This window comes from Pseudomonas sp. TE24901 (assembly GCF_054058375.1).
The window spans coordinates 453,683-471,349 of sequence record NZ_JBSSAF010000003.1; the positions used below are offsets into that span (position 1 = coordinate 453,683).

At 62.0% G+C, this 17,667-nt stretch carries 15 protein-coding genes; 9 read left to right on the top strand and 6 right to left on the bottom strand.

The features are described from left to right. Positions 1–47: 47 nt before the first annotated feature. Positions 48–953: an AraC family transcriptional regulator gene (locus tag ACVWVP_RS08175; RefSeq protein WP_457405174.1), complete on the top strand. Its 906-nt coding sequence runs from the start codon at positions 48–50 to the stop codon at positions 951–953. Here the strand turns inward: ACVWVP_RS08175 and ACVWVP_RS08180 are convergent. After that, positions 947–1,648: an SDR family NAD(P)-dependent oxidoreductase gene (locus ACVWVP_RS08180; protein WP_178918516.1), complete on the bottom strand. Its 702-nt coding sequence runs from the start codon at positions 1,646–1,648 to the stop codon at positions 947–949. The two genes, ACVWVP_RS08175 and ACVWVP_RS08180, sit on opposite strands and share 7 nt — an antisense overlap. Next, positions 1,645–1,866 carry a tautomerase family protein gene (locus tag ACVWVP_RS08185; RefSeq protein WP_176997326.1) on the bottom strand — a complete coding sequence of 74 codons (222 nt, stop codon included), beginning with the start codon at positions 1,864–1,866 and terminating at the stop codon, positions 1,645–1,647. Before ACVWVP_RS08185 ends, ACVWVP_RS08180 begins: the two co-directional genes overlap by 4 nt. 233 nt (positions 1,867–2,099) lie before the next feature. Between ACVWVP_RS08185 and ACVWVP_RS08190 the strand changes: the two genes are divergently transcribed. Then, entirely contained in the window at positions 2,100–2,303 is a 204-nt protein-coding gene (locus tag ACVWVP_RS08190; RefSeq protein ID WP_176997040.1) for a hypothetical protein, read from the top strand. Between the two features lie 164 nt (positions 2,304–2,467). Here ACVWVP_RS08190 and ACVWVP_RS08195 read toward each other — a convergent pair whose 3' ends face one another. Then, positions 2,468–3,763, bottom strand: coding sequence for an OprD family porin (locus ACVWVP_RS08195; RefSeq protein WP_176997327.1), 1,296 nt, complete (start codon positions 3,761–3,763; stop codon positions 2,468–2,470). A gap of 412 nt (positions 3,764–4,175) precedes the next feature. Here ACVWVP_RS08195 and ACVWVP_RS08200 point away from each other — a divergent pair, with 412 nt between their 5' ends. Beyond that, complete coding sequence (locus tag ACVWVP_RS08200) at positions 4,176–6,263, top strand: TonB-dependent receptor (RefSeq protein WP_457405179.1); 2,088 nt, start codon at positions 4,176–4,178, stop codon at positions 6,261–6,263. A gap of 62 nt (positions 6,264–6,325) precedes the next feature. Here ACVWVP_RS08200 and ACVWVP_RS08205 read toward each other — a convergent pair whose 3' ends face one another. The 3 genes from ACVWVP_RS08205 to ACVWVP_RS08215 form a co-directional block, all read right to left on the bottom strand. After that, the gene (locus tag ACVWVP_RS08205) at positions 6,326–6,541 is read right to left on the bottom strand and encodes a hypothetical protein (protein WP_178918513.1); all 216 of its coding nucleotides are present in this window, start codon (positions 6,539–6,541) and stop codon (positions 6,326–6,328) included. Positions 6,542–6,775: 234 nt separating this feature from the next. Next, on the bottom strand, positions 6,776–7,882 hold the full coding sequence (aguA, locus tag ACVWVP_RS08210; RefSeq protein WP_178918512.1) for an agmatine deiminase: 1,107 nt from the start codon (positions 7,880–7,882) through the stop codon (positions 6,776–6,778). Between the two features lie 122 nt (positions 7,883–8,004). Continuing rightward, positions 8,005–10,908, bottom strand: coding sequence for an aminotransferase (locus ACVWVP_RS08215; RefSeq protein WP_457405183.1), 2,904 nt, complete (start codon positions 10,906–10,908; stop codon positions 8,005–8,007). 152 nt (positions 10,909–11,060) lie between these two features. Between ACVWVP_RS08215 and rfbB the strand changes: the two genes are divergently transcribed. Genes rfbB through ACVWVP_RS08245 form a run of 6 tightly spaced genes read left to right on the top strand, consistent with a single transcriptional unit; the run spans position 11,061 to position 17,648 of the window. Then, positions 11,061–12,143 (top strand): dTDP-glucose 4,6-dehydratase, encoded by a 1,083-nt coding sequence (gene rfbB, locus ACVWVP_RS08220; protein ID WP_457405186.1) that lies wholly within the window; start codon positions 11,061–11,063, stop codon positions 12,141–12,143. After that, positions 12,140–13,015, top strand: coding sequence for a glucose-1-phosphate thymidylyltransferase RfbA (rfbA, locus tag ACVWVP_RS08225; RefSeq protein ID WP_178918509.1), 876 nt, complete (start codon positions 12,140–12,142; stop codon positions 13,013–13,015). The genes rfbB and rfbA overlap by 4 nt, the downstream gene beginning before the upstream one ends. Continuing rightward, positions 13,012–13,557, top strand: coding sequence for a dTDP-4-dehydrorhamnose 3,5-epimerase (rfbC, locus tag ACVWVP_RS08230; protein WP_178918508.1), 546 nt, complete (start codon positions 13,012–13,014; stop codon positions 13,555–13,557). The genes rfbA and rfbC overlap by 4 nt, the downstream gene beginning before the upstream one ends. Next, positions 13,554–14,423, top strand: coding sequence for a dTDP-4-dehydrorhamnose reductase (rfbD, locus tag ACVWVP_RS08235; protein WP_457405188.1), 870 nt, complete (start codon positions 13,554–13,556; stop codon positions 14,421–14,423). The genes rfbC and rfbD overlap by 4 nt, the downstream gene beginning before the upstream one ends. A gap of 34 nt (positions 14,424–14,457) precedes the next feature. Next, a complete protein-coding gene (locus ACVWVP_RS08240; RefSeq protein ID WP_176997336.1) occupies positions 14,458–16,266 on the top strand; it encodes a sensor histidine kinase in 1,809 nt (602 codons plus the stop codon). After that, positions 16,263–17,648, top strand: a complete 1,386-nt coding sequence (locus ACVWVP_RS08245) for a sigma-54-dependent transcriptional regulator (protein ID WP_178918506.1) — start codon at positions 16,263–16,265, stop codon at positions 17,646–17,648. Before ACVWVP_RS08240 ends, ACVWVP_RS08245 begins: the two co-directional genes overlap by 4 nt. Positions 17,649–17,667: the final 19 nt, after the last annotated feature.

The window sequence follows — 17,667 nt, forward strand, 5'->3', positions numbered from 1 at the left end:
CTATGATCTTGGGCTCAGCTTAGTGAAGGCGTGGTGGAACCAACATGATGAATCCCCTCGAAAACTTGATCATTCATCCGGAAATGCAGTTAGAGGGGCTGGCCAAAGGGGATCTGCTGTCCCAAGTGCTGGCGCAGATCCGTCTGACGGGCGATCGGGTGTATTCCGCGGCACTGGTGGAAGCGCAATGCCTTGAACTGGATGAGAAGAGCGCGCACATCGGCGTGCTTCAGCAAGGTCGGTTGCTTCTGGAGGGCGCCGGTCAGCCCACCACGATGCTTGAGCAGGGCGATATCATTCTGCTGCCCCATGACCCCACGGGCATCACGATCACGGCGGTCGACGGGCCGGCGACGCTGGTGATCTGTCGGTTCTGGTTCGACGCGAGCAGTTTCCAGGCGATGCTGTTCGCCCTGCCCCGGCTGATCCTTCTTCGTCACGCCGACGCCGCGCCGTGGTCGGAAGGAATTTTGCATTTCATGTTGCTCGAAGCCCATGACACGCAGCCGGGCGGTGCGTTGATGATTTCGCGCCTGATCGATCTGGTGGTGATCCGCATTTTGCGCACCTGGGTGCATCAGGGCGCCGCGTCGGGATGGCTGGGTGGGTTGTCGGATGCGCGTATCGCCCGGGCGCTGAGGGCCATTCATGCGACACCGGGGCAGCAGTGGCGCATTGATGCGCTGGCTGAACTGGCGGGCATGTCGCGCTCCAATTTCTGTGAGCGCTTCAGTTCATTGATCGGGCGTTCGCCGTTGCGCTATCAGAATGAGTGGCGGCTGACCCTGGCGAAAACCCTGTTGTCGCAGCACGACAGTCGAATCGGCGAGGTGGGTTTCGCGGTGGGCTATGAGTCGGAAGCGGCTTTCAGTCGGGCCTACAAAGCCTTCTTTGGCCGCTCGCCACGGGAGGACAACGCCCGGCCGAACCAGGCCGGGCGTGTGGATCAGTGACCGGCGCTTTGCCCGCCGTCCACGTGGAGGATCTCGCCGGTAACAAACGCTGCGTTCTCCAGGTAGAGGATGGCCTGGGCGATATCACTCACTTCACCCATATGCCCCACCGGGTGCAATTGCCCCAGCGCGGCGTGGGTTTCCTCGCCATGCATAGGCGTCTTGATGATGCCCGGGCTTACGGCATTCACGCGGATGCCGCGCTTGGCGTATTCAATCGCCAGTGATTTGGTTGCCGAGTTCAACCCGCCTTTGGTGAGGTTGGCGAGTACCGAAGGCACGCCGTCGATGGCGTGGTCGGCAAGGCTGGTGGTGACGTTGACCACATGGCCGGTGCGGTTCTTTTCCATCTCAGCGATGGCGAGCTGGGTGATATAGAAGAAGCCGTTGAGGTTCACCGCGAGGACGTTGGCGTAGTCCTCCGGGGTGTAGGCGGTAAACGGTTTGGCGATGAAGATGCCGGCGTTGTTGATCAGGCTGTCGATACGCCCGAAGGTGGCCAGGGCTTCGCGGACCACGCGCTGGGCGGTGGCGGGGTCAGCGATATCGCCGGCCACGGTAAGAATGTTCGGGTCGGTGGACGGCTGGATCGAACGCGAGGTGGCGACCACGCGGTAATCGAGGGCGCGGTAGGCCTGGACCACTGCGGCGCCGATGCCTTGGGAGGCGCCGGTAATGATGACGACTTTGCTCATGATGCTTCTCCAGAAGAGGCTTGGGATTTGCGGTATTCGGTGGTGGTGATGCCGGCGTAGCCCCAGTTATCGGTGTCGACTTCTTCGATGACGATGTGAGTCAGGTCCGGGCGTTTGTGCAGGACGCGTTCGAGGGTTTCGGTGAACTCGGCGATGACCTGGGCTTTTTGCTCCGGGGTGACGCCATCACGGGTAATGCGCAGGCTGACAAAGGGCATGGCAGAGGCTCCAGTGGCCGGGCATCGGGATGATGGGCCGGCAGTGGGGCCAATTTAGGCTTGCGCCATTGAGGGATAAAGGTGGCTCGGAGTACTTCATTAGTGATGCGGTGTAACAAGTGTTCACGCCAGTTCCACAAGATTTCACACCCGCCCGCGATACTGGCTAAGTAGCATCGCCTGGTGTTCCCCTCCCACCCTTAACGCGCATCCTGACGATGCAAGGAGCTCCAATGTCGTGCGTTCCTCCTTCCTGCGGCGGCGGCAGCAAGCCACCGGCCACCAGCGGGACCGGCAGCACCAACAACGCCGATTCGGCGATTGCCAAGATGGAAGCCACGTTCAACATGGCGATCGAGAAGTCGGCAAAGATCACCGAAATCAGCACGGCCAAAAAGGCCGAGCTGGACGCCACCAAACAGCGTCCGCAAAACTGATGTGACGGGCGGGCAGCGCCTGGGCGCTGCTTGCTTCGCATGCAGGTTCCCGCCTTTTTTGCGCCCTCGCCTGGCTGTTTTTCTGTGCAAAACCGCCAGGCATAAAAAAACCCCGAACCAGTCGGGGTTTTTATCGCCTTGAATCAGGCGTAACGCGCGATCAATCAGAACACGTTGATCGGGTAGTCGGCGAACAGACGCAGTTCGTTACCACCTACGTTGTAGTTGCTGGCGTTGTTGGAGACGCGCAACCACGACGCACGAGCACGCAGGCTCAGGTCTTTGGCCGGGCCGCTCTGAACGACGTATTTGAACTGGTTGAAGATTTCACGCTCGGTGCCACTGCCGCGGTTGGAACCGTCGTCAATGTTGGTGCCGCGCACGTAGGCGATGTTGTAGGTCAGGCCAGGCACGCCGAAGGCGCTGAAGTCCAGGCCGTAGCCCGCTTGCCAGGAGCGCTCGTCCTTGCCGTTGAAGTCTGACCAGTAGGAGTTGGCCAGCAGGATGGTGTTGCCACCGTCGCCGATGCCGCTGTCCTTGGTGTTGTTGCGGTAGCCGCCGTACAGGTAACCGGTGTCACCGGTGCTGCGCTGGTGGGCCACGGTGAAGCTGTGCGGGCCGACAGCCCAGGTAGCGCCCAGGCTCCAGATCTTGTTGTCGCGGGCGTCAGCGTCACCTTGGGTCAGCTGGGCGAAGCTCTTGTCCAGCTTGGTTTTGTAGCCGTTGAAGTCAAAGGTCAACGACTGCTTCTCTGGCAGGGCCAGCACGTAGTTGACGTTGACGTATTGCTTCTTCAGTACGTCTTCCATGTCGGAAGCGTACAGGGCAGCCGACAGGCTTTCGGTGAATTTGTAGCTACCACCGATGTAGTCGATGCTTTTCAGGCGGCCGCTGTCGGTGCCTTCAGCCGCTTTCTGAGCTTCCTTGGTGAAGTGACCGGCGTCCAGCTGCAGGCCAGCGATCTCTTTGGAAACGATCGAAGTACCGGTGTAGGTTTCGGACAGCAGGCGGGAGTTGTCGTATTCCAGCACCGGCACGGCCGGGAACTGATCACCGTACTTGAGCACAGTGTTGGAGACGCGGAACTTCACGGCAGCGCCGCCTTTGGACAGGTCACGGGCGGCTTCGCCGCTGTCGCCCTGCTTGAAGAAGTTGATGCCGCCCGCGCCGCTGCGACCTTTGCCACCGTCCAGACGGATAGCGTATTGGCCGATGGCATCCACACCCACACCAACGGTGCCTTGGGTGAAGCCGGACTCGAACTTGCCGATGAAACCCTGGCCCCATTCGGCTTTGTCTTGCTTGCCGTTCTTGTAGTCACGGCTGATGTAGGCATTGCGTGCTGCGATGTTCAGGTGGCTGTCTTCAACAAAACCCTTGGATTGCTCCTGGTCGTTGGCCATTGCCTGAGTAGCGCTCAAAATCCCCAGAGCGATCAGACCCATCCGTTGCTTCAACATTTTCTTGTATTCCTTATTACTGGTTGAGTACGCGCTGTGACACCAGGCTCCGTGTTGCTTTTCTGGTGTCGACTTTTTCCAGAAAAAAGAAGGCCCGCGGACGACTGAACTGCCGCGGGCCTTTTTTTATTGGATGAGTCATGGCGGTTAGCCACAGGCGTTGGGCGCAATCCTATGCGCGCGTTGAACTATGTGTCAATTTCGTGAATCGTCTGTATTTAGGCGAAATAATTCTAAGCAACGTCCTACGGCACTTCGCTGAAAGTCTGAAAATCCCTTCAATACCCCTAAAAAACACATGAAGTAACATATTTTCCAGGCGATACGTTTGGCAATGGATAACGCGCGCAAATGCAAAGCATTACCATTCGCGCGCATTTTTCCCTCCCAAACTTTCTGGATACATGCCTTCATGCCTGCCTATCGCCTGACGCCCATCACCCTGGGGCTTTCTGTTTTGCTGTCTGCCGGTTTTGCCTGTGCGACCACGGTCTTGCCTGAAACTTCAGTCAGCGCAGAAGCTGACGAAGACGACCCTCGCGTCAGGGAAACCAGCACCGCTACCCGCACCGCCACTTCGGTACGGTATGTGCCCCAGGCGATCGATTCGGTGAAAACCGAAAGCCTGCGCTCCTACGGCACCAACGACCTGGGCCAGGCGTTGAGCGGCATCCCCAACGTGAGCAGCGGTGCCGACACCCGTTTCGACAGCCTGCGCATCCGCGGTTTTGACGCCAGCAATGACTTCTACCTCGACGGCATTCGTGACGACAGCCAGTACGTGCGCGACCTGCATAACATCGAGCGCATCGAAGTGCTCAAGGGGCCTGCCGCGGTGCTTTACGGGCGAGGCGGCCAGGGAGGGATCGTCAACCGCGTGAGCAAGCTGCCCCAGGCCGGGCACAAATCAAGTATCGAAGCCCAGGGCGGCAGCGATGATTTGCGCAGCCTGTACGCCGACCTCAGCACCGACCCCACCGAAAACATCAGCCTGCGCCTGAACATGGGCAACCAGGACAACAACAGCTTCCGCGATGCCGTCAGTGGTAACCGCCAGTTGTTCGCGCCGTCCATGAGTTGGCAGCTCACGCCCGACCTGAACTGGCTGGTGCAATACGAATACAGCCGCTACAACCGTACGCCCGACCGTGGCATTCCTGGGGTCAACGGCCGGCCGGCGGATGTGAGCCGCAGCACCACCTACTTCGACAACCACGACTACATCGACGACAAATCCCAGTCCCTGCGCTCCAAGCTCGCCTACGAGCTGAACAGCAACTGGCAACTGCGCCATACCCTGGGCGTGTTCAAACTCAACAGCGACTTCGACAACACCTACCAGACCGGCTACACCGCCGCGACCAACCAGGTTACCCGCCAACACTGGCAGCAGGACCTGAACACCCGCAACGTGTTCAACAACCTTGAACTGGAGGGCGGCTTCGACACCTACGGCCTGGAGCATCGCCTGCTCACCGGCCTTGAGCTAGGCAGCCAGCGCCGCGACCCGAAACTGTATACCGCCGCTACCAGCGGCCCCGGTCGGCAGGCCGTGCCGAGCCTGGACCTCAACAACCCCAACCGCAACCTGCGCCATACCGGGCGCATGAGTGTTTCCAGCAACAACCACACCGAAGTCGAAAGCCGTGCGCTGTATGTGCAGGACCAGCTGCGCCTCAATGACCAATGGCAATTGCTGGGTGGCCTGCGTTACGACCACTTCGAAGTGGACACCACCAACAGGATTCTCAACACCCGGCAAGCTGTCGAAAGCCACAGCACCAGCCCGCGCGTCGGGGTGGTGTGGACGCCGGTAGAGCATCACTCGTTCTATGCCTCGTGGAGCAAGACCTTCTCGCCAGCAGGCGGCGGCTTGATCGGCATCACGCCGAACGCCGCCGGCAGCGTCAACGACCTGAGCCCCGAACTGACCAAGCAAAAGGAAATCGGGGTCAAGAGCGACTGGCTCGACGATCGCCTAAGCACCACCCTGGCGGTGTACGAACTGGAACTCTACAACCGTCGCACCAGTGACCCGCTGGACCGCACCATCACCCTGCTCAGCGGCCTGCAGCGCTCACGCGGCGTGGAGCTGACGGCCACCGGAAAGATCGTCGGCAACTGGTACGTGCGCGGCGGCATCGGCCTGCAGGACGCCAAGGTCGAGAAGGACAACAACGGCTTTGAAGGCAAGCGCGTCAGCGATGTGGCCAAGCGCAATGGCAGCCTGTTCCTCACCTGGAAACCGGAGATGGGCTGGTACGCCGAAGCCGGCCTGACCCTGGTGGGCGACCGTTATGCCGACAACCTCAACACCGTGGTGTTGCCGGGTTATGGCCGTTGGGATGCGTTGGTCGGCTTGCGCCAGAAGGAATGGGACGTGCGTGCGGCGCTCAACAATATTGCCGACAAAAACTACTACGCCTCGGCGACCAGCGTGGCGCAGATCCAGCCGGGTGAACCGCGCAGCCTGGTGGTGACAAGCACCTACAGCTTCTAAGCCGATAACAAAACGAAATGTGGGAGCAAGCCCGCTCCCACATTTTCAGATATCAGTGTTCTTCAGTCGTGCATCAATTCGCACAGCGCCGTCATTTCATCTTCGCTGAACAACCCCGCCGGGTAACGTTCACTCATCACACTGCGCAGGTCGGGCTGCTGCCTGACCTGACGCGAACCATTTGCCTTCAACCAGAGCGCCAGCGCGTGGATAGCGTCACCGTTGACCCGCAGAGGGTGGAAGGTGCGCGTGTACATCAGGTTGATATCGGCATTCATTTCAGCGCTCTCTCCTACTGCGTGAGCGGCTAACTTACTCAAGGTTTGTGACAGAACTGCGCAGTCATCACCTTGGGTCACTGTCGCAACACCGATACAAGAGCTATGCCAATGTCCCGTGTTTATGGGCATCCGGACACAAAAAAGCCCGCGACCTTGCTAGGCCGCGGGCTTGCTGTGGGCGCTGAAACCGAGTAGCACCCGATCGTCGGCCAGACATTGTTACAACTGCACTCAGTTTTTGTGCGGGGCTGGCTGCTGTTGGGTCAGGCAATGGATATTGCCGCCCCCCAGTAACAGTTCACGGCCCGGCACCATCACCACCTCATGCTGGGGGAACAGGTTCTGCAGGATTTCCTTGGCTTGGCTGTCCAGCGGGTCGTCGAAGCTCGGGGCGATGATGCCGCCGTTGACGATCAGGAAGTTGACGTAGGAACCGGCCAGACGCACGGTCGGGTTGCGTTCCTGGCTGCCGTCCACCGGGTCCACGCCCGCACATTCCTCTTCGGTGGCATACAGCGGCCCCGGAATCGGCATCTTGTGCACTGTGAACGAGCGGCCCTTGGCGTCAGTGCTGCTTTGCAGCACGTCCATGGCGGCGTGGCAGCGGGCGTAGTTCGGGTCTTGCGGGTCATCGGTCCAGGCCAGCAACACTTCGCCCGGGCGCACGTAGCAGCAGAAGTTATCCACATGGCCGTCGGTTTCGTCGTTGAACAAGCCATCCGGCAACCAGATGACCTTATCCACCGCCAGGTTGTCGCTGAGCACCGCCTCGATTTCCCCACGGTTCAGGTGCGGGTTGCGGTTGTGGTTCAACAGGCACTCTTCGGTGGTGATCACCGTGCCTTCGCCGTCGACGTGAATCGAGCCACCTTCCAGCACGAAGCCTTCGGTACGGTAACGCGGTGCGCGCTCGATCTCGAGAATCTTGCCGCCCACCTGGGAATCGCGGTTCCACGGCGCATACAGACCGCCCTCAAAACCACCCCAGGCGTTGAAATCCCAGTTCACGCCGCGCACTTCGCCACTGTTGTTGATGACGAACGTCGGGCCGGTGTCGCGCACCCAGGCGTCATCGTTGGACATTTCCACCACGCGGATATTGGGCACATCCAGGCGAGCGCGAGCATTTTCGTACTGACCGGCAGAAACCGCCACGGTCACCGGCTCAAAACGCGCAATGGCCTTGGCCACCGCCACATGAGCTGCCTGCGCCGGCTTGCCGCCCAGGCGCCAATTGTCCGGGCGCTCCGGCCAGATCATCCAGGTCTGGGTCTGTGGCGCCCACTCGGCAGGCATATGAAAGCCATCGGCGCGGGGCGTGCTGTGCAGGGTGGTCATGGCGATCAGGACTCCGAATGGGGGTAAATGCCGACTTTATAACGGATATAAATCGGCTTTAGAAGCGACAAAACATAATAACGACGAAATATGACATTCATTAGCCGATAACAATCGACTATCTACAGCTGTTCATCCAGCACCTTCGAGAGCATGTCGACAAAGAAATCCACGCTGCGTTTGGTCGTGACCATCGGCGGCTTGATCTTGAGGATGTTCAGGTAGTCGCCCGTCGGTTGCATGAAAACCCCCAGCTCGCGCAAGCGGTCGCACAGCAGCGCGGTTTCTTCCGTGGCCGGTTCCAGGGTTTGTCGATTACGCACCAGTTCCAGGCCCAAGTAGAAGCCGGAACCGTGAACCGCCCCCACCAAGGGGTGACGGTCGATCAGTGCTTCCAAGCGCGCCTTGAAATGCCCACCGACCTCTTGGGCGTTTTCCCACAGCTTTTCTTCTTCCATGACATCCAGTACCGCCATGCCGATCCGGCAACTGACCGGGCTGCCCCCCGACGACGAGAAGAAATACCCCTCGGCCTCCAACGCCTCGGCGATTTCACGACGGGTGATCACCGCGCCCAATGGCTGGCCGTTGCCCATGCCTTTGGCCATGGTGATGATGTCGGGCACCACACCCTGCTCCTCAAAGCCCCAGAAGAAGTGCCCCATGCGGCCGTAACCCACTTGCACCTCATCGGCAATGCACACACCGCCCTGAGCGCGCACCAACCCGTATACCTGCTGCAAGTAACCGGGAGGCAAGGAGATGCCACCGGCATTGCCATACACCGGCTCGCAGATGAAACCGGCCAGTTGGCGTTTGCTCGCGGCGATTTTCGCCAGGTTGTGTTCCACGCTTCGCACGTAATCCGGGGCGCTGTCCTGCCCACGGAACTCACCACGATAGGTATTCGGCGCCGTCACCGGGTGCACCCAGTCCGGGCGGCTGCTCAGGGCCTGGGGGTTGTCGGCAATGGAGGTGGACACCGCATCTGCCGCCACCGACCACCCGTGATACGCCTCCAGCACACTGAGCATGTCGCGACCGCCGCTGTAGGCCCAGGCCAGGCGGATCGCCAGGTCGTTGGCCTCGGTACCGCTGTTGACCAGGAACACCCGGTCCATGCCAGCCGGCGCCAGCGCCAGCAACCGTTCGGAGAACTCGGCAATCGCCGCATAGTGAAAACGCGAGTTGGTATTGAGCAGCGACCATTGCCGCGCCGCCACCGCCGCCATGCGCGGGTGGCCGTGCCCCAGCACCGCCACGTTGTTGAGCATGTCCAGATAGGAGCGGCCCTGCATGTCGATCAAGTGGTTGCGCCAGCCGCGCTCGATACGCGGCGGGTCGACGTAATAATGTTTCTGCGAACGGGCGAAGCTGGCGTCGCGCCGTGCCAAGAGGGCCTCGGGGTCGAGTTCGGGCTCGGCATCACAGGCCAACCCCAGCAGCTCGGCCGGCGAGGGGCAAATCGCCTGCCACGCCTGGGCGCGAGACGGTGTGCAGAACAAGGGCGGTTCAAGGTCGCCACGGCACAACTGTACGACCAGCGGAGCCTGGACCTCGCCCAGTACCTGCCCCTTCACCAGCGTCGAACCCTGAGCCAGCGTCGTTTTTCCTCCCCACAGGCGCAGGCTCGTCTCAGCGCCGCGCAAGTACAGTAAACCGTCGGCCCCCGGGTGCAAGGTCCCGGCAAACGGCGCTTCCAACACCGTGCCATGGGGCAGGTGCAGTTCCACGTGCAGCGCCAGTGTCTGCGGCTCTTCGGCGCTGTCAGGGCGGGTACGCGACAAACGGTATTGCCCGTAGCGGCTGGCGGCCAGCCCGTGCACCCTCGCGGCTTCATCCAATAAATGCCGGTCGATGCCCGGTTGCTCCCAGTTACCGGCCTCGAAGTGCGGGCTGAGCACGCCCAGGTCGATCAACGCGAACTCACGCCCGACCAGGCCAGGCAGCAACGGCGCGAAATCCTGGTTGGCCAGTGGTGGCAACGTCTCACCGACACAGCGCAGGATCGCGGCTTCCATCAACTCAAACGGCACCGACGTGGCAACTTGAAAGATTTCCCACTCGTGCTCGGCATTTTTCAACAGATAAGTGTTGTCCGGGTCCAGCCGTTGCTGCTGCTCGCTGCTCAACACCAGCACCGCCGCACGGGCGACGATCAACGGCCACAGCGCTTGCAGCTCTTCGCGCTGCAACGGGGTGACCGCGTGGCAGGCCTGGATCGCCGGCAAAATGGCAAACGGATCGCCCTCAGCATGGTGCAGCAGCGCCGCGCAGGTCACCGACAGGTCGGCAATACGCCAGGTGTGCACCAGGTCGCCAAAATCAATCACGCCCTGGACCTGCCAACGCCGCTGGGCGTCGCGTTGCCACACCACATTGTCGTCGGTGATATCCATGTGAACCGCTTGCCAGGGCAGGCGCGGCGCCAACGGCCGGATGGCGGCGTCAACTTGTTCGGCCACCTGTTCCAGCACAGCGCGATGAGGCAGGTTTTCCAGGGTGGCCAGCAGGTGGGTGATCAGTTCCTGAGCGTGGCGCGGGTCCCATTGCAGGGTGCGTTCCAGGCCGGGGTGCGTGAAATCGGCCAACGCCAGGCTCATCCGCCCGCACAGGCCGCCAAAGCCTGCGATCACATCGCGGCCCAGGTGCGGGAGGTGGGTCAGGGGTTCGCCGTCGATATAGTCCAGCAACCGCAAGCGTACGGTTTGCCCGTCGACGCTCTCGGTCAGCAACGCTTCACCTGTTCGGGCCGCAATCACCTTGGGGACGCGCACTTGGCCCTGCAGGTATTCAAGGGCTGCGTGCTGGGCCTCAAGCTCCACGGCGGCATAGTCGCCCCGGCAGATTTTCAGGACAAAGCGGCCGCGGGCGCTGTCGACCTTGTAATTGAGGTCTTGCTGGCTGCCCAGTGACTGCAACGTGCCGGCGAGGTCGTAATGCTGCAACAACAGCCGGGCTGCCTGATCAGGGCTCACTTGCGGGCAAGGCAAACTGGCGCGATGGATCAAGGTGGCAAGCAACATTGTGACGACCTCTGTTTTTTTAGGCGTCTATATCGCCACTGTTATAGGGGGTTAGGCAACCCCCTCACGTATATCGCGCTTGCACCGGCCCGATTCACAACTCAAGCTATGCTTCATTCGCCAAGTGTCCGTCTAAGGAAAAGGCCCTCGACATGCGCATTCTTATCACCGGCGGCGCCGGCTTCATCGGCTCCGCCCTGATCCGTCACCTGATCCAACACACCGAGCACGAAGTGCTCAACCTGGACAAGCTCACCTACGCCGGCAACCTCGAGTCGCTGACCAGCATCGCGTCCAATAGCCGCTACGAATTCGTGCAGGCCGACATCATCGACCAGCCAACCGTCAGCGCCGTACTGGCCCGCTTCGAGCCCCAAGCGATCATGCACCTGGCTGCCGAGTCTCATGTCGACCGTTCCATTGACGGTCCGTCGGACTTCATCCAGACCAATATCGTCGGCACCTACAGCCTGCTGGAAGCCACCCGCGCCTATTGGCAGAAGCTCGATGAGCCGGCGAAGCGTGCGTTCCGCTTCCACCATATTTCCACCGACGAGGTGTACGGCGACCTGCACGGCGTAGACGACCTGTTCACCGAAACCACCCCTTACGCACCAAGCTCGCCTTACTCAGCCAGCAAAGCGGCCTCCGACCACCTGGTCCGCGCCTGGCAACGCACCTACGGCTTGCCGGTGCTGTTGACCAACTGCTCGAACAACTACGGGCCGTTCCATTTCCCCGAAAAACTGATCCCATTGGTGATCCTCAACGCCCTCGCGGGCAAGCCGTTGCCGGTCTACGGCGACGGTCTGCAAGTGCGTGACTGGCTGTTCGTCGAGGACCATGCGCGCGCGCTGCTCAAGGTCGTCACCGAAGGTGAGGTGGGCGAGACCTACAACATCGGCGGCCATAACGAGCAAAAGAACATCGACGTAGTACGCGGCATCTGCGGCTTGCTGGAAGAGCTGGCGCCCCAGCGCCCGGCCGGCGTCGAAAAATTCACCGACCTGATCACGTTCGTCAAGGACCGTCCGGGCCACGACCAGCGCTATGCGATCGACGCCAGCAAAATCGAACGTGAACTGGGCTGGGTTCCGCAGGAAACCTTCGAAACAGGCCTGCGCAAGACCGTGCAGTGGTACCTCGATAATCTGGAATGGTGCCGCAGGGTCCAGGACGGTAGCTATCAGGGCGAACGTTTGGGCAACACCGACTTGAAGGATCTGATTGCATGATAAAGGGAATCGTATTGGCCGGCGGTTCCGGCACCCGTTTGCACCCCATTACCTTGGGCGTGTCCAAGCAACTGTTGCCGGTGTACGACAAACCGATGATCTATTACCCGATCTCGGTGCTGATGTTGGCTGGCATCAAGGACATCCTGGTGATTTCCACGCCACTGGACTTGCCCCAGTACCGTAACCTGCTGGGTGATGGCAGCCAGTTCGGCGTGCGCTTCACCTATGCCGAGCAGCCGACACCGGACGGCTTGGCCCAGGCCTTCCTGATCGGTGAAGAATTCATCGGCGAAGACCCAGTGTGCCTGATCCTCGGCGACAACATCTTCCATGGCCAATACTTCGGCGACCAGTTGCGCACTGCTGCAGAACGCCCATCCGGCGCCACCGTGTTCGGCTACTGGGTCAAGGACCCGGAGCGCTTCGGCGTGATCGACTTCGACAAGGAAGGCCGTGCCCTGTCCATCGAGGAGAAACCGGCCAAGCCCAAGTCGCCGTATGCCGTCACCGGCCTGTACTTCTACGACAACGACGTGATCAAGATCGCCAAGGCGGTCAAGCCTTCGCCCCGTGGCGAGTTGGAGATCACCGACGTCAACAACGCCTACCTCAAGCGTGGCGATCTGCACGTAGAACGCTTCGGCCGCGGCTTTGCCTGGCTGGACACCGGCACCCACGACAGCCTGCTCGAAGCGTCGACCTATGTGCAGACCATCGAGCATCGCCAAGGCCTGAAGGTCGCCTGCCTCGAAGAAATCGCCTACGAAAACGGCTGGATCGACCGTGACCATCTGCTGGAGCGCGCCAAGTACTTCGGCAAGACCGGCTATGGTCAATACCTGTACTCGTTGGCCGGAGAAAACCAGTGAATGTTGTTGAAACCTCTTTGCCCGGCGTACTGATCCTCGAACCCAAGGTGTTCGGTGACGAGCGCGGTTTTTTCTACGAAAGCTTCAACGCCCGGGCCTTTGAAGCGGCCACCGGGCTCAAACGCGACTTTGTGCAGGACAACCATTCACGTTCGCAGAAGGGCGTGTTGCGAGGCCTGCATTACCAACTGGAACACACCCAGGGCAAGCTGGTGCGCGTCATCGCCGGTGAAGTGCTCGACGTTGCCGTGGACATTCGCCGCAGCTCGCCGAACTTCGGCCAGTGGGTGGGGGTGCGCCTGTCGGCACAGAACAATCGCCAGCTGTGGGTGCCGGAAGGCTTCGCCCACGGGTTTGTGGTGCTGAGCGACCACGCCGAGTTCCTGTACAAGACCACCGACTACTACCAGCCAAGCGCTGAGCGCAGCATTCTCTGGAACGACCCGACGCTGGCCATCGACTGGGAACTGTCCGAAACGCCGCAGTTGTCGGCCAAGGACCAGGCCGGCAAGCCCCTGATGGAAGCCGATCTGTTCCCATGAAAATCCTCATTACCGGCCAACACGGCCAAGTCTCCCGCGAGTTGCAACAGCGGCTCCAGGGCCTCGGTGAACTCATCGTGCTGGGGCGCGACCAGCTGGACCTGGCAGACGCCGAGCAGATCCGCCAGCACGTACGCGCCCAGCGCCCCGGCCTGATTATCAACGCTGCGGCCCACACCGCTGTGGACCTGGCCGAGAGCGAACCCGACGCCGCCTTTGCCATCAACGCCATCGCGCCCGGCGTGCTGGCCGAAGAAGCCAAGGCCCTGGGCATTCCGTTGATCCACTACTCCACCGACTACGTGTTCGACGGCAGCAAGCCCGCGCCCTACACCGAAGCCGACACGCCCAACCCCCTGGGCGTCTACGGCCAGAGCAAGCTGGCGGGCGAGCAGGCGATTGCGGCGGTGGGCGGCGAATACCTGATCCTGCGCACCAGCTGGGTGTACGCCAACCACGGCAAGAACTTCCTGCTGACCATGCAACGCCTGCTGCCAGAGAAGCCGCAGATGCGCATCGTGGCCGACCAGATCGGTGCGCCGACCTGGGCCGGGAGCATCGCCGACAGCACCCGCGCGTTGATCGAGCGCTGGCAGGCAGGCCAACCCGGCGACTGGGGCATCTACCATTTGACGGCCCAGGGTGAGACCTCCTGGTTTGGCTTTGCTCAGGCCATTGGTGAGCACCTGAAAGCCCAAGGCAAAGCCTGCGCCGAGCTGGAGGCCATCCCTTCCAGCGCCTACCCGACGCCGGCCAAGCGTCCGCTGAACTCACGCCTCGATTGCAGCCGCCTACAACAGCAATGGCAGGTCAGCCAGCCGCTATGGCAAGACGCATTGCGCGAGTGTCTTGCACAGCAGCACTAGGCATAATGCGCCTGTACCCACAGGCGCACGACTCATGACTCCATCCCTTCCGCGAAGACCCCGTTGGCGCAGCCTCGCGCTGTTGGCGCTGTGCCTGGCGCCGCTGCTGTGGCCGCTGGAGCACTTGGCCGAGCGCTATTACCGCAACGAACTGGCCGGGCAAAATCGTCAGACCCTCGACCTGTACGTCGCCAACTTGCTCGGCACCCTGCACCGCTATGAAGTGCTGCCGCAGATCCTCGGCGACCTGCCCGCCCTGCGCACCGCGCTGGACGCGCCCCAGGTGAGCACCAACCTGGTCAACGCCAACCTCCTGCTCAAGGACGTCGCCGCCCAGGCCGGCGTGGAGGTGATGTACCTGATGGACACCACCGGCAAGACCCTGGCCGCCTCCAACTGGGACAAGCAGGACAGTTTTGTCGGGCGCAATTTTTCCTTCCGGCCTTACTTCAGCGAAGCCATGGCCGGACGCCTGGGGCGGTTCTTCGGCCTGGGCACCACTTCAGCCAAGCGCGGTTACTTCTTCGCCGCCGCCGTACGCGACGGCGACACGATCATCGGCGTGCTGGTGGTCAAGGTCGACCTGGACCACACCGAAAGCCTGTGGGGCAACACCCCGGAACAATTGCTGGTGACCGACCACAACGGCGTGGTGATCCTCACCTCGCGCCCACAATGGCGGTTCCGCGCCACCCGGCCGCTGACCACCGAAGAACGCCAGGCCATCATCGCGATCCAGCCCTACCCGACCCGCGACCCACAACCACTGGCCCTGAGCAACACCGCCTGGTTGCGTCAGTCCACGGCCATCGCCGAAACCGGCTGGAACGTCGAAATTCTCGCCCCTCGTTCGCTGATCAGCCGCCCGGTGCGCACGGTGGTTGCCGTCGGCGGCGCCACCTTGTTGGTGTTGATGTTGCTGCTGGGCCTGATGATGCAGCGCCGCCGGCACTACCTGGAGCGCATCGCCTTTGAAGCCAAGGCGCGTCGCGAGCTGGAAATGCGCGTGGTGGAGCGCACCAGCGACCTGGAGGGCCTCAACCGGCGCCTCAAACAGGAAGTGCTGGAGCGTGAACACGCGCAGCAGGAACTGGTGCGCGCTCAGGATGACCTGGTGCAGGCGGGCAAACTGTCGGCGCTGGGCACCATGTCAGCCAGTATCAGTCATGAGCTCAACCAGCCCCTGGCAGCGATCCGCAGCTATGCAGAAAACGCCGAGATCCTGCTCGACCACGAACGCACCAGCGACGCCCGGGGCAACCTCAAGCTGATCAGCGAGCTGACCGGGCGCATGGCTTCGATCATCGCCCACCTGCGTGCCTTCGCCCGCCGTGACCGCCATGCGCCCGAGAGCGTGGCGCTGCAACCGGCGCTGGACGATGCGCTGGCACTGCTGGCCAAACGGCGGCGGTCAATGGAAGTCGAGCTGATCCGCGACCTGCCCGAGGCAACCCTGTGGGTACAAGCCGGTGAAACCCGCCTGCGCCAGGTACTGGGCAACCTGCTGGCCAATGCCCTCGACGCCCTCACCGAAAAAGGCCCGCCACGCAAACTCTGGTTGAGTGCCCAAACCACCGAACAGGGCGTCAACCTGTACATCCGCGACAACGGTCCGGGTTTTTGCATGGAAGCATTGGGCCGTGCCAGCGAGCCGTTCTACACCACCAAGACCCGCACCCAGGGCCTGGGCTTGGGGCTGGCCATCTGCGACACCCTGATGCGCGCCTTCGGCGGCGAATTGTTGTTCGCCAACCACAAGGAAGGCGGCGCGCTGTTAACCTTGAAATTGCGTGCCGGTTCGCCGGGCGTCAGTCTGCAACCGTCCGAGGACCGCAGTGTATGAGTATCGATAACGGGATCCAGGTGGTGTTGATCGACGACGATCCACACCTGCGTCAGGCCCTGTGCCAGACCCTGGACCTGGCCGGGCTGAAAGTCCTGACCCTGGGCGAAGCCAGCGGCCTTACCGCGCGCCTGTCCCGCGATTGGCCGGGCGTGGTGGTCAGCGACATCCGCATGCCCGGCATGGACGGCCTGGAGCTGCTGGCCGAACTGCACGGCCAGGACCCGGAGCTGCCCGTGCTGCTGATTACCGGCCACGGTGATGTGCCGCTGGCGGTACAGGCCATGCGCGCCGGCGCGTATGACTTCCTGGAGAAACCGTTTGCCAGCGATGCCTTGCTCGACAGCGTGCGCCGCGCCCTGGCCCTGCGCCGCCTGGTGCTGGACAACCGCAGCCTGCGCCTGGCCCTCAGCGATCGCCAGCAACTGAGCACGCGCCTGGTGGGGCATTCCCCGCAGATGCTGCGCTTGCGCGAGCAGATTGGCGCGCTGGCGGCGACCAAGGCCGATGTGCTGATCCTTGGCGAAACCGGTGCCGGTAAAGAGGTGGTGGCGCGTGCGCTGCACGATCTATCGAGCCGACGCAGCGGGCCGTTTGTGGCGATCAACGCCGGCGCCCTGGCCGAGTCCGTGGTCGAAAGCGAACTGTTCGGCCATGAGCCCGGTGCCTTTACCGGCGCGCAAAAGCGCCGTATCGGCAAGTTCGAGTTTGCCAACGGCGGTACGCTGTTCCTGGATGAAATCGAAAGCATGAGCCTGGATGTGCAGGTCAAGCTGCTGCGCCTGTTGCAGGAACGCGTAGTGGAGCGCCTGGGCGGCAATCAGCTGATCCCGCTGGACATCCGCATCATCGCCGCCACCAAGGAAGACCTGCGTCAGTCCGCCGATCAGGGGCGCTTTCGTGCCGACTTGTATTACCGTCTCAACGTTGCGCCGCTGCGCATTCCGCCGCTGCGCGAGCGGGGCGAAGATGCGTTGATGCTGTTCCAGCACTTTGCCGACGAAGCCAGCAGCCGCCACGGCCTGCCGCTGCACGAGCTGCAGCCGGGCCAGCGCGCACTGCTGCTGCGCCACAGCTGGCCGGGCAATGTGCGGGAACTGCAAAACGCCGCCGAACGATTTGCCTTGGGCCTGGAGCTGGCCTTGGACGCGACACCGGACAACCCGTCTGCCGGCGTGTTGACCTCCACCAAAGGTGGCCTGAGCGAGCAAGTCGAGCAGTTCGAAAAAAGCCTGATCGCCGCCGAACTGACTCGCCCCCACAGCTCCCTGCGCAGCCTCGCCGAAGCCCTGGGCGTGCCGCGCAAGACTTTGCACGACAAACTGCGCAAACACGGCCTGAACTTCGCCGACAGCGCCAACCATGGCGCCGACGACGAATGACCCACCCCACTCGCCACGA